General features: G+C 36.4%; 16 protein-coding genes. 1 reads left to right on the forward strand and 15 read right to left on the reverse strand.

Annotated features, from left to right (window positions below):
• The 9 genes from BAZ10_RS08320 to BAZ10_RS08360 all read right to left on the reverse strand — a co-directional run bounded on the left by BAZ10_RS08320 (window position 1) and on the right by BAZ10_RS08360 (window position 16,020).
• Window positions 1-3,468 (reverse strand): DUF6443 domain-containing protein, encoded by a 3,468-nt coding sequence (locus tag BAZ10_RS08320; protein WP_245803777.1) that lies wholly within the window; start codon window positions 3,466-3,468, stop codon window positions 1-3.
• 438 nt (window positions 3,469-3,906) lie between these two features.
• Entirely contained in the window at window positions 3,907-7,971 is a 4,065-nt protein-coding gene (locus BAZ10_RS08325; protein WP_131828255.1) for a DUF5977 domain-containing protein, read from the reverse strand.
• Window positions 7,972-8,324: 353 nt separating this feature from the next.
• Complete coding sequence (locus BAZ10_RS08330) at window positions 8,325-9,581, reverse strand: hypothetical protein (protein WP_078771649.1); 1,257 nt, start codon at window positions 9,579-9,581, stop codon at window positions 8,325-8,327.
• Window positions 9,578-10,444: a hypothetical protein gene (locus tag BAZ10_RS08335; protein ID WP_078771650.1), complete on the reverse strand. Its 867-nt coding sequence runs from the start codon at window positions 10,442-10,444 to the stop codon at window positions 9,578-9,580. Before BAZ10_RS08335 ends, BAZ10_RS08330 begins: the two co-directional genes overlap by 4 nt.
• A 5-nt stretch (window positions 10,445-10,449) precedes the next feature.
• Window positions 10,450-11,661, reverse strand: a complete 1,212-nt coding sequence (locus BAZ10_RS19260) for a hypothetical protein (protein WP_245803778.1) — start codon at window positions 11,659-11,661, stop codon at window positions 10,450-10,452.
• The gene (locus BAZ10_RS08345) at window positions 11,645-12,607 is read right to left on the reverse strand and encodes a hypothetical protein (protein WP_078771651.1); all 963 of its coding nucleotides are present in this window, start codon (window positions 12,605-12,607) and stop codon (window positions 11,645-11,647) included. Before BAZ10_RS08345 ends, BAZ10_RS19260 begins: the two co-directional genes overlap by 17 nt.
• A 282-nt stretch (window positions 12,608-12,889) precedes the next feature.
• Window positions 12,890-13,930 carry a patatin-like phospholipase family protein gene (locus BAZ10_RS08350; protein WP_078771652.1) on the reverse strand — a complete coding sequence of 347 codons (1,041 nt, stop codon included), beginning with the start codon at window positions 13,928-13,930 and terminating at the stop codon, window positions 12,890-12,892.
• 220 nt (window positions 13,931-14,150) lie between these two features.
• Window positions 14,151-14,651, reverse strand: a complete 501-nt coding sequence (locus BAZ10_RS08355) for a M15 family metallopeptidase (RefSeq protein WP_078771653.1) — start codon at window positions 14,649-14,651, stop codon at window positions 14,151-14,153.
• 661 nt (window positions 14,652-15,312) lie between these two features.
• Window positions 15,313-16,020, reverse strand: a complete 708-nt coding sequence (locus tag BAZ10_RS08360; RefSeq protein ID WP_078771654.1) for a hypothetical protein — start codon at window positions 16,018-16,020, stop codon at window positions 15,313-15,315.
• Window positions 16,021-16,427: 407 nt separating this feature from the next.
• Between BAZ10_RS08360 and BAZ10_RS08365 the strand changes: the two genes are divergently transcribed.
• Complete coding sequence (locus BAZ10_RS08365; protein ID WP_078771655.1) at window positions 16,428-18,623, forward strand: TonB-dependent siderophore receptor; 2,196 nt, start codon at window positions 16,428-16,430, stop codon at window positions 18,621-18,623.
• A 92-nt stretch (window positions 18,624-18,715) separates the two neighbouring features.
• Here the strand turns inward: BAZ10_RS08365 and BAZ10_RS08370 are convergent, their stop codons facing one another.
• The 6 genes from BAZ10_RS08370 to BAZ10_RS08395 all read right to left on the reverse strand — a co-directional run bounded on the left by BAZ10_RS08370 (window position 18,716) and on the right by BAZ10_RS08395 (window position 23,557).
• Window positions 18,716-19,936, reverse strand: coding sequence for a spondin domain-containing protein (locus BAZ10_RS08370; protein WP_078771656.1), 1,221 nt, complete (start codon window positions 19,934-19,936; stop codon window positions 18,716-18,718).
• Window positions 19,937-19,958: 22 nt separating this feature from the next.
• The gene (gene msrB / locus BAZ10_RS08375; RefSeq protein ID WP_078771657.1) at window positions 19,959-21,035 is read right to left on the reverse strand and encodes a peptide-methionine (R)-S-oxide reductase MsrB; all 1,077 of its coding nucleotides are present in this window, start codon (window positions 21,033-21,035) and stop codon (window positions 19,959-19,961) included.
• Window positions 21,032-21,487, reverse strand: a complete 456-nt coding sequence (locus BAZ10_RS08380; RefSeq protein ID WP_078771658.1) for a DUF417 family protein — start codon at window positions 21,485-21,487, stop codon at window positions 21,032-21,034. The genes msrB and BAZ10_RS08380 overlap by 4 nt, the downstream gene beginning before the upstream one ends.
• Before the next feature lie 80 nt (window positions 21,488-21,567).
• On the reverse strand, window positions 21,568-21,849 hold the full coding sequence (locus BAZ10_RS08385; RefSeq protein ID WP_078771659.1) for a hypothetical protein: 282 nt from the start codon (window positions 21,847-21,849) through the stop codon (window positions 21,568-21,570).
• Window positions 21,846-22,400, reverse strand: a complete 555-nt coding sequence (locus BAZ10_RS08390) for a sigma-70 family RNA polymerase sigma factor (protein WP_078771660.1) — start codon at window positions 22,398-22,400, stop codon at window positions 21,846-21,848. The genes BAZ10_RS08385 and BAZ10_RS08390 overlap by 4 nt, the downstream gene beginning before the upstream one ends.
• Window positions 22,401-22,447: 47 nt before the next feature.
• Entirely contained in the window at window positions 22,448-23,557 is a 1,110-nt protein-coding gene (locus BAZ10_RS08395) for an acyltransferase family protein (RefSeq protein ID WP_078771661.1), read from the reverse strand.
• Window positions 23,558-23,599: the final 42 nt, after the last annotated feature.

The following is a 23,599-nucleotide window of genomic DNA, read 5'->3' on the forward strand; positions in this document are numbered from 1 at the left end:
TTAATTTGGTTTGTTATAAAAAATATGGCCTGAGGATTTTCCATCTTTCCATTTTATATGTTGTTTATCATTACCAACTTGTAATTCTCTTTTGTTTTGAACATTATGAGTTTCATAACCTTTCTTATATTGCTTATTTGTATAGTTTTTATACCTATTTATATCACCTTTTGCTTCTTTTAATAAATTTTTAGCATCAGTTGCGGTGTTAGTTAGAATATCAATTTTTTTACTAGTTTTTATACTTTGAATTGCCTTATCCCATGCTTGAGTTCCTTTCTCAACAACATCCATTTTTGTTGTTTTTTTTAACTCTTCCGCAATTTTTATAGCAGGAGCTTTTCCTCCTTGACTCATTAACATCCCCTCTGGTCCACCTAAAGTGGCTAAACCAATGGTTGCTAAATCACTAACTGTGTTAATCAATTTTTCTTTCCCCGACTCTTTAGGAGTACCTGTAACAAGAACTAAAGAACCGTCGTTGACTTCATATTTATTATTAATTCTATCGTTTGTTACCCAATTTATAGCACGGCCCACAAGGTTTGACACAGAAGCTCTAACACTATTAATTCCTCCTCCAATCATTTCAGCAAATTCTATAGGATCACTAGGCAAATTACTTTTATTAATATCTACAGGTTCCAACCCTTCTAATTCTCTAGCATTTACAACTCTATTTCCACTGAATGAATATGGTGTCCATATCTCATAATCTTCGGTTAATGGATCGATGTTAAAGAACCTTCCCAGTTCTGGTATATAGTTTCTCCACTTAAAACTATACCATCCATTCTCCTGTAATTCTTGTCCCTGATATTTGTACTGATAAGCATTATTGGCTAAAGAACTCGAGTTATATCCCTGATGTTTTAAACCAAACGGGTAATAATTATTTTCTTCAATGATCTCCGCTCCTCCGGAAGCACCTTTAGTGTAGCTCAACCTTACATTTCCAAGGTGATCCGTATAATTGTAAATATACTTATTTTTCACTACATCATAATACCCCTCCGAAGTCGGCACAAACTGTAACACACCATTCTCATACTGGAACCCATCCAGGTAATCCGTAGTTTTACCCCCAAATACCTTTCTTACCTTAGTCCCATCCGCGCGGTATACATAATCTGTATTCCCCATAGAAGCTGTAATACTACTCGGTAAATTCAGATAATTGTAAGCAATATTCGAAATCCCCTTATCCAGATGATTCACCATATTACCATTGATATCATAACCAATCGTATTTCCACCTATTGGATAACCCGCTGCATTTCCAGAAGCATCATTCACCCTTATCAGTTTATTACTATTCCCCGATTGATCATACGTATAACTCAGCTGATCCATTACCCCGGCACCCAGACCCGTTCTTTGCAATCCGGTGATATTTCCGTTCAGATCATAATTTAACTTCTCTGCATAAGATCCACTAGCAGCTCCGGCATTATCCCAATAGTTTCCTTCTTTTAATCGGTTTACCCCATCATATTGGTAACTATAACGTCTTAGTGTTCCGTCACTTTGTGTTGCCCAGTCAGTTTCCGCAATATTGCCATTGTACTTTTTAGAAGTTCCCGAAGGATTAATATACTTCAGCTCAAATCCGAAAAGCTTATTCAGCAAATTCTTTGGATCATTCATTTTGGTTAAAGCCCCACGAATATTGTATTCGTTTTTGATGGACTGAATACCATTTCCAATGTTTCGGGCTTCCAACTGTCCAAGCTCATTGTAGATATTCTCCGTCAAAACTTCCACCGGGCCACCATTTAGCTGATGGGTATGTTTTACCAGACGGTTCTGATGATCGTAAGAAAAATCTTCTTTTATGACCATTTCCCCTGATGAAGCATCCCTTTTGTGATAGGTTGTAGTACTGGTAGGTACTCCGGAGAAAGCTAATACAGAACTTGTCCTTGTATAACCGCCAAGATGGTTCTGAGATTCTGTGGCTACAGGTCTTGCTTTATCATCATACCAGGTATAAGATTTTGTCCAGCCATTATCCTCAATATTCTTCACCATAGAAGCGACTGGAAGTCCTTTTGTACTTCTTCCATTTACCGGAGAAGAGCCCAGAACCGAAGCACCATTAAATACAGCCGGACTTCCCGGTGGATATTCATCATAATAATTAACGGTTAACAGAGTAAAGTTAGCAACAGGATAGGCTGAACTGCTGTAATAAACAGTTGCTCCGTTTTGTGCAAAACCGGAAGCACTTCTTTCTTCGTTATTAACGCCAAAATTAACCATATTGCTTTGTTGGGCATCTCTTCCCGGAGCACTATCCAGTAATCCTGTGTAAGCCACTCTTCCGAATTTATCATACTTGGTAAAGAGCCATTTATTCTGCTGGCGGAGTTTTCCGTCCTGGGTTAATACCAGTCTGTCTTGCTTGTCATAGACCATATATTCCCAGTCTTTCCCCGGAAGCTTCTTTTCCACCAGTCTGTTCTGACCGTCATAACGGTACTGATAAGCCAGTTCATTAAGGAGTGTAGCATCAACACCTTTGTGAATGGCTAAAGGCGGAATAACAAAAGCAAGCTGATTGTACTCGTTGTATACATAATAAGTATCCATATCATGGGAGCCATCATTCTTGCGAACCAGAAGAGTTTGTCCCTGTCCGTTTTTAAATTCTATTGTTAAGTTTCCGTCTTCATCGGTAACGACATTCTTGTACAAACTATTGGCTCCATAGGTACCACTCAGTCCTAGAACAGAAACTGTTGCATTATTACTCCAGGAAGTACTGGTGGTATAACGGTAGACTTCACCATCGGCATTAGCAGCATATTGGTATTGTACTTTTTTGCCATCCCAGTCAGAACCCGGAGCAGCCTGAGCGAGAACTCTGTCCAGAGGAGAGTTTTCGAGTGTTTTCTCTCCATAAGCCAGAGGATCTGTAGATCCGTCAGCTTTTTTGTAATGATTTCGGGCTGCAGCCTGAACTCCCGATTGGATATTTCCGTTTAGAGAGTTCATTGGAACCGGAAGCCAGGACTGCACCTGACGCCCGAAGCTGTCATACGGAATGTCAGTAACCAAGTCATTCCCATTTGGTGTAGACTTAATAGAAAGCTCCTGTTTGGGTCTGCCGAGTCCGTCAAAATAGGAGATACTCTGCTGCTGAGGGGCAGCAGGATCCGAAGAAGAGCGCGGAGCCAGATAAGTACGCGAGTAGATGTAATTCTCATTCACCGAAATAGAAGCCGTCGGATCAGGAGCATAATTATTAGGCGTAGGGTTGGGGTTTGAAGACGCCCCCAGAGAAGCCCTGAAGCTATTGACGGCAGGCGAAGCGGCATTGAACCCTGGCAGGAGCCTGATGCTGTAAGGATCCGTAACAGACTTGTTTTGTTCTGTAACCGGATTGGTAAGAATAATTTGGGCATGGGATGAGAGAGTCCCTGCCATGAGAATTCCCATGGTATAAAAATGTTTGAACTTAAACATAACGATTTGGTTTTTAAAGATTAATAATTACTTTTTGCGATTTTTTGTGTTTTTGTTTTTCAATTATAAGTTTCACCAGCTATAAGGTTATAGAAGTTATGGAGGTTAGAAAGGAAGCTATAAGTTATAAGGCCGGACATTGAATGTCTAACTTCTAAAGTCTAACCCCTAACTTCTTTTGTTAAAGCAAAGATCCTAGCTGGTGACGCCAAAACTTGACGTATTAAAAAAGAGTTTTTGCTTTTTGTTTTTTTGGAAAGATCATAATAAAGATTATCAGATATTCAGTTATAAGACTATAAGGGCTAACCTCTAACCTCTAACGTCTAATCTCTAATTTCTAAGTAGAAGAGAGAACAGGTGATGAAAGCACCAACCTGCTTTTCTCTCTTAATTTCAGTATTTTGCACCTCGTAATTCTAACTTCCGACTTCGTACTTAATTCTTATCATATTCAAATGATAGAGATACTTGTTTGCTAAATGTTCCGCTAATGAAGCGTACGCTAACTTCACCGCTTGGATGAATATATACTCTCCATGTATTCCCATTTGAAGAAGCCAGAACTTGTTTTTCACTAGTTGTAGGGCTACACGAACTACCTATATATCCTAGAACGACTGTACTAAATTGGTTTACAGAATCCGAGAATCGTGCACCTATGGTGCCTCTAAAGCGTCCGGGAGTAGTTTCTGCAAATCTGGAACTGATAGAAACAACATCATATGCATTCTCAGAATTAATTTCACATTCTCCTGCAATACAGCTTGCATACATATCCGCAGAATTTTGTCCGTTCTGGTTGATATCATTTTGAGCCTTTTGATCAGCATCTTCTTGGCTAATATTGGAATAATATTTACCTGCAGGGACTGTATAATAATATGTTCCGGGAGTTGTATCATTCGGACAGTTGGATCTGGTAAAAGTTGCTCCTTTTATTACATTATAAAATCCATTAATTCGACATGATGCATTTTGATTAGCTGCATTTTGGCCATTTTGATCAATGTCATCTTGAGCTTTTTGATTGGCATCTTCCTGACTGATTGTTGAAAAGTATTTTCCATTTGGTACAATATAAATGTATGTTCCACCAGTTTCGTTACTTTGACAATTATTTCGGGTAAACATTTTATCGAATTGAGCGTTAAAATATCCTGTACATGATGCATTTTGATTGGTAATATTCTGCCCGTTCTGATTAATGTCATTTTCAGCTTTTTGATCAGCATCCGCCTGACTAATAATTGAATAATATTTACCGACTGGTACTACATAGTTATATGTACCAGGAATAAATCTGTCAGGGCAATTATTTTTAGTGAAAACTTTGTTTTTCTCTGAACTATAATAAGTATGCGGATAATGATACTGATATTCTTTTAAAATCTTATTATTGACATCAGAAACTAGCTCTAACCTATTGGTTATATTGTTGTATTTGTAATTCTCACGAATCCCAGAAGGTGGAGTAATGCTACTAACACCAGCTAAAGGATCATAGGTATAGGTAGTAATCTTATATTCTGAGAGTTCAGCCCGGTTTCTGAATGTATCCAATGCATTAATTAAAGTTTGCTCAGATATCGTACTTCCTTCTGCTTGATCAATATCTGATGCAAATATAATAGGTGCTATATATGCAGAAACTTGATCGTAAGAGGTTCCTTCAATTCTTGCAATTGGCAAAGTCTGATTATATCCCCAAATAACAGTTGTTGTATTTGATCCCTTTTCAGTAAACTGTATAATATTTCCTTTATTATCGTAACGATCATAAGCTATTTCATTTTTTGCAACTGCGGGATTTTGAAGGTCGAAAATCTGAGAAAGGGTTGGCAATATCAAATTATTTGTTTGGGTGTTTTTCAGATAATCTGTAAATGTTTTTGAAACTAATTTATTATTAAATTTGGTTTCTGTTCTTAAAGGAATACTTACCATATTAGCATTAATCATATCAGTTTTGCCTTCTTCTTCAGCATATGTATAAGTTGTTTCACTAACATTTCCGTCTGGAAAAGTTATTTTTTGAGACTTAAGCTGATTACTACCTGTTTCATCATAGCTATAGCTAGTATTGGTTATAAGTGATTTGTCGTCAAGCCATTCTATAAGTGTTTCGGCCGTTTTATATACAGAACCAGAAACTAGTAAATTGATATGAGTTGTAAATTTAGCTTCAGGTTGATAAGGAGTTATAAAAGAAATATCTGGAGTATGATTCTGAAATTTCACCTCGGGATTTATTAATGAAATAAAATAATTAACAAAGTATCCCTGATTTTTATTAACTGATGGAAGTGCTGAGCCTAGTGTTAAATTTGAATAATCAAGATTTAAATCTCCAAATTTGTATGTATTCATTATACTTTTTATTGGTGTTATGAAATCTCCGGCTTTGAAAGTTGTAGTAGATTTCAAAAGTCCCCTTTTCCAACTGTTATCTGTGAGAGGTATTGTAAAATGATGAGAACCATAGCTGCTATACTCCGGATCTTTTTCATAAGTAAAACGATACTTGGTCATACCTTTATTATTATTATCCTTGTCATAGGAATATTCTTCTACTGTTTCATAAAAATTTGGAAATCCATTAAAAGCGATTAACTGATTGATTGCACTGGAAGAATAAGATGTAAAAGAATAAGATCTTACAGCATCTCGTAGGCTTAATGGTATTCCTTCATACTCACCTTTAAATACATTTGCAAAAACAATGTTTGAATATTTTGGCTCAATACTATGACTGTCATAATATTTGAATTTTTTATAAGAGCTGGGTATTGTGTTGTTAATATTTTCATATGTTTTTATTGATTCTATATTCAGCCCTCCGCTGGTACCTAATGCATAGATAAATTCATCTTTGCTTTTAGTAGGATATTCAATAGATTTGAGTACGGTTAGTTGAGAAGTTTCCAGATTTGATGATTTATATGGAGCTGTTGCCATTTCATAAACTTCATCTTTGGTTTTGTATGCTGTATAAAAATGACTTTGATTATTAAAATAACCTAAATGATCCTTTTTATCCGCGGCATTTTTATCTGGTAAAGTAATATTGTTGTCCTCGTAATAGTTAAAATTGTACAAAGCTCCATCATTAAAAGCTACGGAGTTTAGCTTTAATCTGTACTTTTTTGAAGTAATAACGTTATCATTGGGATTGTTAACCCCTGTCTTACCAAAATAATCATAGTCTAAATTACAGATGATTTTTCTACTCCCTTCAGTAATAGTAATTTCTTCTATACTTCTTGGCTTTTGATTCTCTGGTACAGCTACGATATTTTCAGGTGGAATACCTAGTTCAAGATGTGAATGATTTAAATCTTTCCGGGCTTCAGCACTATATTTTAGGTTTACAATTTCTTTTCCATTTACAGTTATTTTATCAAGCCTGTTAGTTGTAATAACAGTTCTTCCCCAAACCTTTGAATCTCTATAAGTACTATTAATTTGTGAAAAATCATCCATGGATGATATTCCAATTCTAGGATCAGAATTGACACTGGTTATATAATTGAAAACTTCAGGATGCTCTATTCTGTAAGTAACAGGACTGTAATTAAAAGAGATAATATCTCCATTACTCGTTTCTATTTTCTTTAAAAAATATTTGGCTACTCCTGCAGTAGGATTTCGGGGAATACCTTCATTATGTTCTGTACCATTTGAATAATATGTTGCCATAGAAAATGCATCTTGCCATTCCGGATTTTCAGTTTTAGAAAAATAGTATTTATTACCTTTGGAATCTTTCATTATATAAAATTCGGATGTGTGCTCTATTTCATTTCTTGTATAAGGAATTGTGAGATACTTCTTTTTATTAGAATCATAAAAGAATTTTCCGGATTCACCAGGAAAAGAATAATAGAATATATCTTGTTCTGTTTTAAGGTCATAGGTAAGGGTAGGTAAAAATGATTTTCTTGTTACATAACCATCAATTGGATTCCCAGTTCTTAACTGTGACGCATATAACGTATAATTTTGATTACCACCAAAGGCAGAATTCATTACCCATTCGTAATCTGAATTTGAACACCTAGCCTGTACTAGTGGATTAGAATCATCTCCATTACATCTTGGATCGAGAATTCGATTTTCATCGAAATTAATTCGGTTTTCAGGGCCACTACCTTGTTTTTTTGTTTGGGTAATTGATCCTCCTATTTCTAAATCCCAACCCAGTCCTACAGATGTGGCATTTTCATTGATCTGAAATCCTGAACTTCGGTAGTTCAGCTGAATAGGGATTTCAATGTTTTTTAACTTTATGGTATAAATAGGTAATGAATAATTGATTCCTCCTGTTGAATAGTTTACAGGAATATCTACTTTTTGAAATAGTTTACTAGTTTCCGGAGATGTTTTGAATAAATTCATCTTTTCAACGGAAGTTGTTTGCCCTTTAATATTGTCAAGTTTCAACAAAGGAGCAAATATGGATAGTAATATTATTGTTTTGTAAAATTTATAATATCGTTTCATAATATATATTATTAAGTAATGTTATTAATATTTGATTGAGTTAGTAAGAAGGCTCCTAAGGCGACCTGCTTTTGTGTTTTTTTAGTGGTTTCATAATATTTTATTTTTTTAGTGTTTTTCTTTCTGGGACAAAGATCATAGCCCGTGGCGACAGAACTTGACGCATTATATTTTTATTTTAAAAATTTTTAAATAATTAGAAATATTGGGATGAGAAGCCCTAGGCATACCGGATTTTCGGTATGCTAAAAAGGGAGCGAAAAATTGAAGAAGCTTATAGAGAGGTAATCCGAAGTGTTTTTTGTCGGATTCGTTTCAGGTGTCTATGTGGCTGTCAAAATTTTGAAAAAGCTTTATTTTTTAATCACTTTAATCTCATTTCGCAAATCCTGAATTTCCTGTTGCTGCTGACGCAGTAATTCTGATTGCTCTTTATTCAGCTTATTTTGCTCAATAGAATAAAGCGTCAGTTCCTCTATTTTCTGTAAAAGTAATTTCTGACTTTCTCCAAGTGATATACCATTTTCGGTGACTTCTTTGGTATTGGGAATGTTAGGCAAATGTCCTTTTTCATGGATATGCTGTTCTACCTCATCCAGTGTTGGAAGCTGATAATCTTTCTCGAATACAAAGTCAGCCCATCCGGTCATATCTACTTTTACTTCTTTGGCATGCACCGTTCCGTTTACATCCAGTTTGTTTTGCGGATTGGTTGTGCCAATGCCGACATTACCATCTGTGGCAATCGTCATTTTAGGTGTTTTATTTGTGACTAAACTATAAGGATGATTGGTAGATGTTCCTGCCATTCCGCCTGCTGGAGAACCATAAAAACCATAGTCATGAGACCAAATTCCTGTAGTGATCATAGAAGTAGAATTAATAAACTTGGAAGTCTCATTTCCTTTTACCTCCAAAACTTTATTCCAGCTTTCTGAGTTTTCAGGATTAGTGGTGCCAATTCCAATATTTCCATCCGCAGAAATAGTCATTTTAGGTGTTTTATTTGTGATTAAGCTATATGGATGGTTTGTAGAAGTTCCTGCCAGGCCACCAATTGGAGAATCGTGATAGCCAACCTCGTGAGACCATATACCTGTTGTAATATTTGCAGAAGATGTAATTATTTTTGAATGTATATTCCCTTTTACTTCTAAAACTTTATCCCAGCTTTCTGAATTTTCAGGATTTAATGTACCAATGCCAATATTCCCATTTTTACTGGAAATTGATGAGCTATATGAAGGCAGTGTACTGCATATAATCCACCATTGTGTTCCCGTTGATTTATATTTGTCAAATTCTTCCTGGCTTGTGACAACGGAACTGTAGCCTGTAAAATTAGAATCATCAAAAGACTGATTGAAATATTGTCCTTTTACAGCTGCTTGTGCATGCCAACTTATGTTAATCTTATTATTAGCATTTTGTTCAAGACTATTGATGCCATCCCAAGGAATTACATAAATAGAAAAATCGACTCCTGGGTTTTTAGCAGCTACGATAGCATAACCGGTAGCTCTTGCATTTTGCATTTGGGTTTCACTTAGTGTTTGGGACTTCAATACAAATGCACATGATAAGGTTAGTAATAATAATATTTTTTTCATTTTTTCTCTAATTTTAAAATACGTTTCTCTAGTTTTTTATTTGTTTCAGAATATTCCTTTATCAGCTTGTTTTGCTCAATAGAATAAAGCGTGAGTTCTTCAATTTTCTGTAAAAGTAATTTCTGGCTTTCTCCAAGTGATAGACCATTTTCTGTTACTTCTTTGGCATTGGGGATATTAGGTAAATGTCCTTTTTCATGGATATGCTGCTCTACCTCATCCAGTGTTGGAAGATGATAATCTTTTTCGAATACAAAGTCAGCCCATTCAGTCATATCTACTTTTACTTCTTTGGCATGCACCGTTCCGTTTACATCAAGCTTGTTTTTAGGATCTGTTACCCCAATCCCTACATTATCATTGTAATAAACACTATGCCTGTTATTACCATTCAAAGGATTGGTATAAATGTTACTAAGGACTGCTGTACTAATAGTAGTACTTTCCGCTGAATGTTGAGTGAGCCTGATATTATAAGGGTTGGCATTAGGTGAGGTATGATAAATCGTTAATTTGTATTGATTGATTGCAGGATCCCATACGATGTCACCAATATAAATATTGTCTAATATTGGACCGGCAGCTTCTACAATTCTGGATGTCGGGGGATACCATATAAAATTAGAGGGACTGACTCCGATTTGGAATAGTTTTTTGATAATCCCAACACTATTTTGATAGATATATGTTCCTGTAATATCAACTTCGATCCAGCCGTTGATATAGCTATTTCCGAATAATATATCAACAGCTTGATTAGGTTGTTCATGTGGAAATCCCACACTGAAATCTTTTTGCTGGAATGTTTGTGCATTCAATGAAACGGCAAAAAGTAAAAAAAGAATGTATATGCTATTTTTCATGATTATTAATTTTTTTGGTTATTGTTTTCGAGATTTTGGAGGCGTTGTTCCAGTGTTTTATTAATCTGGATTTGTTGATGCAGTAATTCTGATTGCTCTTTATTCAGCTTATTCTGTTCAATAGAATAAAGTGTCAGTTCTTCAATTTTCTGTAAAAGTTTAATCTGAAAATCACCGATGCTTACCCCATCTTTTTGCATTTCGGCAGCTGAGGCAATCTCCGGTAAATGTTTCTTTTCTTTAATGTGTTTTTCCACACTTTCCAGATCGGGAAGCTGATAAGAATCTTCAAACACAAAATCAGCAGTTGGAGTAGTGGTCACTTTAATTTCTTTGGCTTCGAGTTTGCCATCTAAAAGAGCATTTCCGTTGCTATTTAATAACAGTAGTCTTTTTCTTTGCCCTTCATTGGTATAATCATAAAAATCAAAACCACCAGCACTTCCTTTTCCTCTGTTAGCTATGAAATTAGTTTCCCCACCTCCTCCGGATAGGTTCCAACCAATAGCAAGTTTGCCCGTATTTTTAAGCATATCCAAACTATTAGGTAAGCTGGTTATATCAAGATTTCCAGTATCTCCACCGACCATTATAGTTCCATTAATATCTAATTTGGATTGTGGGGAATTGTTACCAATTCCGATATTTCCATTTTTGCTATACAGATTGTTTATATTCATACTTTGTGTATGAGCATTAATTTCCCAATTGGAAACATATACTCCTGGAGGAATATTAAAGTTAGGTTCAGTGATAGGAACAGCTGAAAGGTTTATTTGACTCCCCGCAGTTGCTGTATAGGTGCCATCATTTTTTTTAATAATTCCATCTGTATTATAAGTAGTACCTCCCCGTAGATAAACAATAATACCAGACTCTGCCCATTCGGCTAGTACTTTCCCTATGTAGCTGTATACTCCACCTGTATAGTCACTATTTTTCATTCCATAAGTATAGTTTTCCAGTTTAATCATGGTGTTGCCAGAACCCCAGGCATAACCAATTCCGTTAATCGTTGCTGTGCCGTAGGCCAGCCAATCCCGGTTATCATGTATCATTGGTCGGGAGATTGAAAAAGGTTTATTGTTGAAGCTGAATAGTACCGGAACATACTGGTCTTGGGTTCCTGCTGAGGTAAATGTTTGAACGGTTTGAGCTTTCAATAAGCTGACAAATGCTACTGAAGCCAATAGTAAAAGGTTAATAAGATTTTTCATGATTTTGAATTTTTTGTAGTGTTTCTTTTAATTGTATATTTTCCTGCTTAAGGTTTGTGACCTCTTTGTTGAGCTGTATCTGATAAAGAGTGAGCTCTTCAATTTTTTGTAAAAGCTTAATCTGAAAATCTCCGATGTTTACACCCTCTTTCTGCATTTCCGCTGCGGAAGCTATTTCAGGTAAATGTTTCTTTTCTTTAATGTGTTTTTCCACACTTTCCAGATTAGGAAGCTGATAAGAATCTTCAAAAACAAAATCAGCAGTCGGAGTAGTGGTCACTTTAATTTCCCTGGCTTCGAGTTTGCCATTTAACCTTGCATCATCACCTTTTACTAAAAAAGAAGTTCCTAGCAAAGTTCCGCCGGAAAAATCATTTGCATAATTTAGTGTTAGCGTATTGTTATTGTCATGTACGATAGCTCTTCCTCCTGAACCTCTTCCCAAGTATCTCAAGAAAATATCAGCACCACCATTGTAACTGAAAAAATTATCTAGCCCAACCCTGAAGCTGCCATTGACATCAAGTTTGTATTGAGGGGACGCATTGCCAATTCCTACATTACCGTTATCATTTAGTTGCAATGCAATATCACATATGCCTCCTTCACAGCGATTTACGGCGTCGTATCTCATAAAACTTAGCCCCTTTGAAAAAGTATTTCCTTTCCAGATTGCCCATTCTTTTACCTGTCCGGGTTGAGTATAAGAATCATCAATGAAGCGCAATCCGGAAGATATGTAACTATCACTCCCACGTATAATTGGTGAGCTTATTCCTCCACCAACTTTAAGATCTATATCTAGTTTGCTTAAAGGGTTGGTAGTACCAATTCCGATAAATCCAGTGTTTGGATTTTCGGTTGCTAACATTTGTCCCTGGGGTGTTGCCAGTTGGGCAAAATAAAAACCGGGAATTGTGAGTAGTAGTATGCTTATTTTTTTCATAATATTTTATTTTTAAGGTTAGTAATGAATTGATTTTTGTAATTGCCTGTTACGGCGGTTTCGTGATGTTCATAGGTGTAAGGTTTTAAATGAGAAGGGGAGTGAGTTGTTGGTTATCAGTTGCCAGCTGTCAACCATCAACAGGACAAAGATCCTGACCCGTGGCGACAGAACTTGACGCATTAAAAATTATTTTCAATTTTTTTGCTTTTCTGTGTTCTTAAGGGATAATAAATGGGAAGATTTCAATTCCGGCAACCAACAACCAACAACTATTCACCATTAGCCCGTTTTATTCCGGATGAGTTTCTGTACAATCTGATTCAGCATTTCTTTGTTCTCGTCAATATAAGCAAGACCCGCCTGAATAAGATTTTCAATGTTTTCTTCCCTTACATTGTCCATAGATGGAGACGCGTTTTTCAGAGAAGGATTAATCCGATAGTAATTTTTCTGATTACGGCTTCCCAATGTCTGAAACATCTGAGAAAGCTGATAATCTACAGTTTCCGCGTTGGCAGAAAGAAGAATGTCTATTAAAGGTCCTATCCATGCCAGTTTTCCTGCATTTTCCATTTTCTTGAATGGATAAGATTTCGCTTCAGATCCTGTTCCGATAGAAATAATTATCATATCATTTACTGTAGGATAATCTGGCTTTTGATCGGTTTTAAAAATTTGGCCGAATGGCATTTTCCGGGCTTCGGCATAAGCACATAAAGCCGGATTATTAGCGTAAACACCACCATCGATAAGACTGAAATTCTGTCCATATTGCGACTGAATTCTTGCCGGACTAAAATAGGTAGGTGCTGCAGATGTAGCACGACAGATATCTTTCACCAGAAAATTATCTGTGCTAATGCTTGCATCGGCAGAGTTAAAAAGCTTTGCCCTTCTGTTTTCGATGTCGTAACTTGTAATCAGGCAAGGTTTTATCAGTTCTTTTAATTCCAGTTTTCCGAAGAAGTCGTTGAGGTTTTTTTCCAGGGCTTCCTGCGAGATCTTTTCATTGAAAAGCCCAAAAGGGTTGATTAGCCGTTTAAAAAAAGAAACCTGAAAGATATCTTCTCCTTTTTCCGAATACAGTTCCAGGCCTTTTTGTATGGAATATCGTGCATTCCGGTTTTCATCCGGATAAAGCATAATCGATGTAATCAGGCCACCGGTGCTGCTTCCGGCTACCAAGTCGAAATAATCACCCAGTTTATTTTGGGAGTTGTCTTGCTTCTGAAGCTGTTCCTCAATATATCTGAGGATAATACAGGAGATAATTCCCCTTATGCCTCCCCCGTCAAGGGAGAGGATACAAATCTTTTTCATAATGTTTTGTTTGATGTTTGTTTTAAAAATGGGTGTATGAAACGCTGTCTGGTTTCATTAATTTGAATGCAAGATCATTCGGGAATTTCCAGAATATCATGCATAAAGGAAAAATCAGAGATTTTTCTGGTCATACATTGAGTCATTATCTGACGATAAAACTTTTGTGTGGGAGTCAGGAGAGAGGGCAGTGTATTTTATGCCCTAGCTATCGATTAATTTAAATAAGGATATATCCTGATTTATCTTTAGGCATTTTTGAAAGTACTTTCCAGTCTGTGGAAATGATACCATATCTGGTGCGTAGATTTTTCTTTTCAAAATGTGGATAATCCTTAAAAGTCTTCCAGTTACCTCCCCATTCCCAGCCATAGCGGGCGAAAATCTTTACACATTCCTGCCAGTCGGCAATACGATCGCCATCCCAATCCTTTGCAATATCCCAGCTTGCTGTTTTGCCATCAATAATCAGACAGATATCCACAGCCAGACCATAATTGTGAATACTTTGTCCAGGTCTTGCATTGGTTACTTTTAGCCCTGGTGCAGTTCTGCCTTGTGCATATAGTTTAGCCTGTTCTGCATGAGTTCTGAGCCCCTGTGTAATTCTTATTTTTGCCCTTCCGGTCAATGCCGCATCGCAATCCCTGATAATCTGCATGACTTCCTCCCTTATCGCGGGGTGAAGTTTTCCAATGTGTGTTTGTGTAATCTTATCCATAATGTTGGTTATTTTGGTTATGGAGCAAATGTAATCGGGGGTGGCGTCAAAACTTGACGCATTATATTTTATCTTTAATTTTTTATAAAAAACCCCGCTGAATAATTATTCAGCGGGGTTTTAACTTGGAACAAGATTAGGAATGGTTTTTATGAGGTGTGTATAGTAATAATAATTTAATGGTCATCTTTATTCTGAGATAGTATTCCTCCAGAATACACACTTTCCTATATCCATGTTTTCTCAGAGTGACATTGTTTTCTCAAAATATTTTCATGTTTAAAGATGTCAGACTGAGCTTATAGAAGTCTAATTTTTTTTTGAATTAAGATTTAAACAACTCTGATATTTTTGGAGTTTTATACAGAAAATATAATTTATCAAAGTAAAGACAAGTTCCTTTAGGAACTTTATCTCCATAGAACCTATAGTCACTATAATCCAGAGCGTTCCGGAGGAGCGTTATCTTGGTGCTTTCGGGAATATCAATTTTTACAAGTCATTTAGTCGGAAGAGCTAAAACCTGAGTTTAATCAATCTTTAGTATTAGAATTAATTCTAGTTTTAATAGATTTTGATCTAATGTTTCATGGACTATGATCTGAAATTTGCTTCGGTAAAAATTTTTCAGAATTTAACCTTGACAAAGTTGATTATTACATTATTTAACGGGTTTTCCGTCTTCACCGAGAAGTTCTATTTTGGCTTCATTATTTTTATCAACATATATTTTTATTCTTGGTTTTCCTTGCTGGTCTTTTATAAACAAGCCAACATCCTTGTTGAAGTTTTTACCAATGAAAAGGCGGTCTTCCATTAGAAGGCTGTCTGCTTTCATTTTCTTTAGAGCTCGTTGCTGCTCTTCTTTATTCTTGAGCTTATCCAATGCGTTGAATCTCTTCATTCTTTCACTGAATGTTTTTTCTTTCGGATAATCCCAGATCTGCAATCCATATTTCCGGTCATAATTCTTAGTGTTTTCCATATATTGGAGCTGCATAATCTGATCGTCCCTAAACTTATCCACAGAAAGTACCATTCCGGCATCTTTTTCATTGCCATCATAGACCAGTCCTCCGCATTCGTCACCCGAAGAGTTGAAAAAAATAATTCCTGAAGATCGTTCCCTGTCCGGAAGTTTTTCACCATTCATAATTCCCGGATGTTGGCGGTGTTCGTTACTAATTACCATACGCAGATCTCCCTTTTCACTTACTATATTAATCTTCTTTACAGTTAGTTCATCAAAGTTTTCTTTTTTCTCTTTGTCTCTGAAGCCACTGAGTATGAAAATAATAAATGCCAGTGAGCTAACTATTACATAAGTGGTTAGGAAGTCTAGTTTCCTTTTCATTGATTTTTCTGTCATGATACTATAGTTTAAAGATATTTGTAAATAGGACGTTTTCATTGATGAAATGTTACAGTAATCAAATAAAATCACTTGAAAGTGAAAAGTATTATTAGAATTATTTAAAGAAAAAATATGATTTTAGACATATGTATTAATTTAGAATAATTTAAAATAATAAATTTGCAAAAAATCTTGATAAAGTTTAAAGCGATAATACATGGATTCGGATGACATAAACGAGTATATAGCATCCGTAATGTTTACTTGTTATAAGTTTTGTAAAAGGCTTATTTCTGATTTTTTTAGAAAATAAAAGATTTAAAGAAGCTATTACTTGTATTTGTACAGATCTGGTAGAATTTCTGATATTTCTTTTATCCCGGAATGTAAAACAACATTATAAATAAAAAAGACCGTATAATATGAAGAAGTTAATACTAAGTGCATCTGTACTTTCCGGTATTATGATTTTTGCACAGCAAAAAGATTCAGCGAATGCAAAAAAAATCGATGAGGTAATAATTAAAGCCTATATTAAAAAAGATAGTGATTACACAAACAAAATGCCATTGCGGGCTATTGAGAATCCGCAGGTTTATTCCTCGGTGGACAGAATTGCGCTGGAAAATCAGATGGTATTTACTGTAGACGATGCCTTCAGAAATGTAACAGGTCTACAAAAAATGTGGAATGCAACAGGTCGTGCAGGAGATGGTGGAGCTTATGTTAACCTGAGAGGTTTTATCTCCAATAACTCGCTTAGAAATGGACTTGTAGCGCCGGTAAACGGAACAATGGACGCTATTAATATTGAAAAAATTGAGGTATTAAAAGGTCCTTCTGCCACATTATATGGAAGTAATGTAACGTCTTACGGGGGTGTAATCAACAGGATTACCAAAAAACCGTATGAAACTTTTGGCGGAAGTCTTTTGGTTACAGGTGGAAGTTATGATTTTTACAGAGCACAAGCCGATATTAATACACCGCTTACAAAAGATAAAAAATTGCTCTTCCGTGTGAATACTGCCTATACTACAGAAGGAAACTTCCAGAATAAGAAAGTACAAAATACTTACCTGGCATTTACCCCTAGTTTAACATGGAAAATAAATAATAAGCTGGATGTAAATGTAGAATATGAAATGTATGATAACAGAACACAGGCAGAGCAGAACTTCTTCTTTATAGGATCTCCCACTCAGTCTGGTTACTCCAATATGAAAGATCTGGAAAGAGCAGGACTTAATTATAAGAACCCTTATATAGGCTCCGGATTGTATAATACAGGGCGTACACGCAATATTTTCGGACAAGTCAATTACAAGATTAATGAGCATATAAAATCGTCTACATCAATAAACAGTGCTTACAATTATTCTAATGGGTATAATCCTTATTTTTATATTACAACCAAGTCTTATGGTGCAGATCCTAATGATAAAGCAATAGGTTTACACAGAGGAGATCAGTCTACCCGGGATAGCAACCAGCGCTACTTACAGGTACAACAGAATTTTAATTTTGATTTCCATATTGGGAGTATGAGAAACCGTACTGTTGTAGGGGCAGATTTTCTTAGAACGCGCAATGATCAGTTCTTTTATTCCGGAGTAATAGATTTTGTTCCTTTTACCGGTGGAGTAGATTATTCTAATTTCAATGCAGATTATGTTACAGCATACTATGATGCAAACAAAGCTACATTGTCCACATGGCCGTTGAAAAATAAATCGAATACCTACAGTGCCTATATTTCCAATGTATTGACATTGATACCAGGGCTCAATGTAATGACTTCCATCCGTTATGAGAGTATAGACTTTAAAGGTGGAGTAAGAGGAAGTAATGATACACCAGCTTATACACAGGGAGCCTGGTCACCTAAGCTGGGAATTGTATATGAAATTATCAAAGATAAGTTTTCGGTATTTGGTAATTATCAAAACAGTTTTACCAGCAATGGATATTATATTGCCGATAAAGCATCGAATTTGAAGCTTTCAGATCCGGAAAAAGCAAATCAATGGGAAGGCGGTTTTAAAGCGAATCTACTGAATGGAAAAATAAATGCAACAGTAAATTACTATAATATCAATGTTCGAAACTCTCTGCAAATTATAGATTATACACCAGCACCAGAAGTAAGAGCAATCGAGCAACAAATGGGGAAACGCAATAGTAAAGGAGTTGAGCTGGAAATCAATGCTTATCTTGTAAAAGGATTTTCATTAATTGCGGGAGTAAGTTACAATGACTCCAAGTTTACAGAAACAACCGATGCCAGTGTATTAGGAAGAAGACCAAATACAGCTTCATCTCCATGGCTGGCAAACTTCAATGCAAGTTATCAGTTTTCAGAAGGAAATCTTAAAGGTCTAGGTTTCGGAATAGGGGGTAATTATGCGAGTGCCAACAGAATTATTAATACAACTGCAGGTGTTTTCGAATTGCCGAAGTATTTTGTAATGAATGCGAATGTGTTCTATGATACCCGAAAATTCAGAATTGGATTTAAAGCAGATAACCTGACGAATGAACATTACTGGATTGGGTATACAACAGCTAATCCGCAGAGATTATTAAGCATAGCAGGAAGCTTTACTTATAAATTGTAGAGAAATCATCCGATCCGGATGATTAACAATTACAGATGTCAAAAATCCGGCTGCTATATGCGGCCGGATTTTTTTAGATTTTGATGTATGAATTACTGATAAGTTATTTTCAGAACAGAAGAAACCTGTGGTACCGGGTAAGTGTTATCAACCTTAATAATATTTTTATCCTCAGGAGCTGGAGTTCCGCCAAATAAAGCCTGCTTATTTCCGGCACCAGGATACTGATCTACACCAGTTCCGTCATCGAATAATGCTGTCTTGGCAGTTAGATCTCCTTTTGTATTTGCTGTAACCTCGCTTTCATTAGCATAGAACCAGTCATTTGAATAGCCAAACATCGTTACATAGGCAATTTTATCTCCGGGAGTTGTGGTAATATTCGCAGAAACTTTTGCACCAGGGGCTATAGGAGCATTTCCTAATACATAAACGCTTACTCCAGGTCTGGTTAAAGCATCTTTTAGTTTTGTAGCATCACCTTTCTGGGCAATATCTTTTAGCCCCATTCCCATATCCTTCGCTCCAACTTTGTATATAGGATTTGTATCTCCTTTGTAAACTACCACTAATACGGGCGAAAGTCCTGTAATAATTCCGGTATTGCTCTTAGTTTTGCTTGCCAGAGAAGCGTTGTTTCCGCTTTCCGCAATAGCTGTAATCTCAGGATTGGATTTCTCTCCGGCTTTATAGAAAGGCATTTCATTTAATAATTTTCCGCCTAATATATTGGATACAGCCCAAACACCTGGAGAGAAAGGCGTTTCGTTCATGGTACCTCCCGAAGTATTGGTAATGCTAAGGGTAAATTCAGATGCTGTATCATCATAAGTCAGATTCAGTTTCATCAGTTTAGATGCATCAACATTCGGAACCATGGCAACAGGATTAGATTCCGGATTCCCGGTAATATTATCTTTGCTGCCATTATCCCACAGTTTGATCTGTGCAGAAATGTCTCCGGTTACAGGAGTTCCGTTGTCGTTATACAGCTTTATTCCAGGATTTTCAGGTGCAAAGAACCAGTCCTTAGAAGCACCATACATCGTCGCAAACATCAGTCGCTGGCCTTTTCCTGCATTGAATTTAAAGCTGATGCTTTGTCCCGGTAGTACAACCGGTAATTGGACTGTTGCACTTCCTGTTCCCCGGAAGTCACCACTTTGTACAAAATCTTTGGTTTGTACTACATTTTCTACTGTGAATGTACCTTGCTGTGGCTGAGGTGTCACGTCGTTGGTGCTGTCGTTGCAGGAAGATAATATTCCCGCAGTACCAGCCATTAGAATGGCTGAAAGAAATACTTTTTTCATAAGTGTTGCTTTTGGTTTGTGCTTATTTTTTTATTGGTTTTATTAATGAAAGGTATTTTCCATACCCTTGTTTTTCCATTTCATTTTTCGGAATAAATTTTAATGATGCACTGTTGATGCAGTATCTTAGACCACCCTTGTCCTGAGGACCATCATTGAAGACGTGGCCTAAATGCGCATTTCCGGTTTTGCTTCTTACTTCGGTACGTTCCATTCCATGAGAGTTATCTGTTTTTTCCTGAACAAGAGCCTCACTAATGGGGCGCGAAAAACTTGGCCAGCCACAGCCTGATTCATATTTGTCTGTGGAAACAAACAATGGTTCTCCGGTGGTAATGTCCACATAAATTCCTTCCCGAAACTCGTTCCAGTACTGGTTTTTGAATGCCTGTTCAGTGGCATTGTGCTGGGTTACTTCATATTGCTCGGCCGTTAGCTTATTGCGTAGTGTTTTGTCATCCGGTTTCTGATAGCTGTGAGGAGGATTGGCTTTTCTTGCCAATTCAAATAATCCGGGTTCTATATGGCAATAGCCGCCGGGATTTTTCCCCAGATAATCCTGATGATAATCTTCCGCTTTATAGAAATTTTTCAATGGCTTTACTTCTACAACAACAGGCTTTTTATAGGCTTTTGATAATTTATTCACATCAGACTGTATTGTGGATAAGTCATTTTTATTGTTGTAATAGATTCCCGTTCTGTAACGTGTGCCCATGTCATTTCCCTGCTTATTCATACTGGTAGGATCTATTGTTTTGAAGTACAATTCTATTAGCAGATCCAGACTGATAATATCAGGATTGTAGGTTACCTTTACTGTTTCTGCAAAGCCAGTGTCATCCGACGAAACTGTTTTATAATCAGGGTTCTTTATGTTTCCATTGGCGTAGCCCGTTTCAGTTCTTGTTACACCTCTTACCTGTTTAAAGAAATGTTCGGTTCCCCAGAAGCAGCCTCCGGCAAAATAAATGTCCGCAGACGGCATTTTGGGATCAGTCATTGTTTTAGCTTTTTGAGCTGGTTTGTCCTGCTTCCAGCTGATGAGTAATATAAGTCCTGTTATAAGGATCAGGAAACCTGTTGCTATTTTTTTCATTTTGATGTGTATATTGGGAATTGTAAAATCATAAGTCCGAATCCTAGAGAAACAAGGTCTTTCAGGATAAAAAAGTCAGTTACCGGAATTCCGTCTACAATCCTCCATGTTCCCGGAGTTGTAAACAGAAAGCTAAGGGTGGTAATGAACGTGATCAGTATTCCTGCAGAAGCAATTAATCTGAAAAAATGTCTGTAAGGAGCAAATAGAATTGCCAGCGCTGTCAGAATTTCGACAATACCGATGAGGTTAGATACTCCCCGAATGCTGAATATATGGTATAGCCATCCCATTAACGGATGATTCTCTACTAATGGTTTTATAGCGGCAGCTTCAGTAGGAGTAAATTTGAAAATTCCTATCCATAATAAGACAAGTGCTACTCCGTAGAGTGAGATGTAATAACCAGTTAAAAAATTGCGGTTAGATGAAGAAGGTACTTTGGTCAGCATATTCGTTGTGTTTTTTGCGGTTTATATTCCTTTTGGAACTATAGTCGGCAGAAAAACAAAATCCTGACAGCAGAAAGTAATTATTTTTTTATTTTTTTTAGTACTTCTTCTTTAAGTTGTTTATTATCAATGGTATAAATTGCTGCTTCAGATTCTTTTTTTCTGATCATATTGCGGAGTGCCACATGAATAAACTGTGCTTTTTTCTCATAAACCATACACCATTTGCATAAAAATAAATGAGCATTCAACTGAGTTTTTTCAGAAAAAGTCAATGGCGAATGCATCCTTTTTTCTATTAAAAAAGTTGCTTTACTGCAAGGCAGTATCAGGACATGTAATATTTTCTTTAAGGTGCTCATTTTCCTTTTCCGAACCAGTTAAATTGTAAACACTCCCGAAGCTGGAGTCGGCTGCGTTGTAATATTTTCCAATAATTAGTCGGAGAAACATTGGTTTCCTGACAAATTTCTGTTGATTTTTTTTCCTGTAGATAAGTAAGCTTTACCAATGTAAGCCATCTGTCCGGCAATTCTTCCAGACATTTTTTCAGATAGGCATTAAAAGCTTCGTTATCCAGAAGTGAAGTTTCATTCATATCCCATTGCAGGAGAACGCCGTCGGGATCTTTCCAGAATTCATGGTTGTCAAAAAAATGATCAAGACTTACCTGTGGATTTCCTTTATACTTCTTTCTGTAGAGGTCTGTAATTTTATGGTGTAAAATGCCCATAAGCCATGTAAGCGGAGCACTTTTTTCCTGAAAACCATCCATTGCTGAATAGGCTGCGACATAAACTTCCTGAACGGCATCTTCGGCATCTTCCCGGTTAGACAATAAATAGAAAGCACGGTCAAAAAGCTTCTGACCATACATATCGATCCATTCTTCCAGTTTTTTTGTTGTGTGCATTAAAATTACCGGGTTCTAAATTAGTAAAATTAGAACGGAGCATACTATTATTTACCCAGAATTTTATTTTTAATCCGGGATGCAGGCCTTTCAATAACATAGCGATAGAGAATTCCGGTCAGGATACAACCTGCCAGACAGATAGAAAGCATCAGTATTCCGGAGGTAGGAATTATAGAACTTTCAGCAAGGTTTTGAATGATATGAATAATCCCTTTATGAGAAAGATAAACAGCATAGGACAGGCTGGCAAGCTGAACTGTAATCCATGAATGAGAACGGTAAAGAAATGAAGATTCCGAAATTGCTGATAGTAGAATGATACCAAAACTAATGGCTACAGCCGTAAAACCAAAAATGGAAGCATGCATGGAAGCCTGATCACTGCAGAACAAAAGTGATAGCCCGAGAAGTATAGCTCCACTAAAGAAAAGAATATTTCCGTTTGAATGGATAAATCTTTTGAATGTAGCTGAATGATGGTGAAGATAGCCGATAAGTACGCCGATTGCTAAGCTATCCAGTCGGGTGTAAGTCGGGTAATAAATTTTCATATACCACTCTAACCAGAATTTATCGGAATTGAGATGTGGAATAATGTATTCATTCCATGCTATAAAACGAAGAATAATTGAAATAATGATCAGAAGCGGAGCAAGCCACATTATCCACGGTAGTTTCTTTGTTTTTATTAACAATAAAAGAGAGAAAGGCAGGAATAAATAAAACTGTTCTTCGATACACAAAGACCACGCATGTGAAAAAGTACCACGGTTAATAACGTCCAGTCCATAATTCTGAGTGAAAGTAACAAACTTCCATAAAGGTGATAATGCTTCTCTTTCCCGGAAGACAGGGATGCAGAAATAAAGAAACAGTGTGAAAAAATACGGCGGAATAATCCTGAAAAATCGTTTGATAAAAAAAGACCGGAGAGGAATGTTGTTGTATTTTTTTATGCTGTCAAATAGCTGGCCGGATATAAGAAAACCACTCAGGACAAAGAATAGATCGACCCCAATCCAGCCAAATCTTCCAATAGTGTCTATCCAGTCAGGATGATCAAAGGCCCGGTAATGATACATAAGCACTAGTACAATGGCTAATGCCCGCAGATGGTCTAGCCCGTTTAATCTTTCAGATGGAGTAGTATTCATTGTTTTTTTAGCAAAGATTTAGAAATAGAAGACAGAATTTTG

The sequence above is a fragment of the Elizabethkingia occulta genome, from assembly GCF_002023715.1.
GTDB lineage: Bacteria > Bacteroidota > Bacteroidia > Flavobacteriales > Weeksellaceae > Elizabethkingia > Elizabethkingia occulta.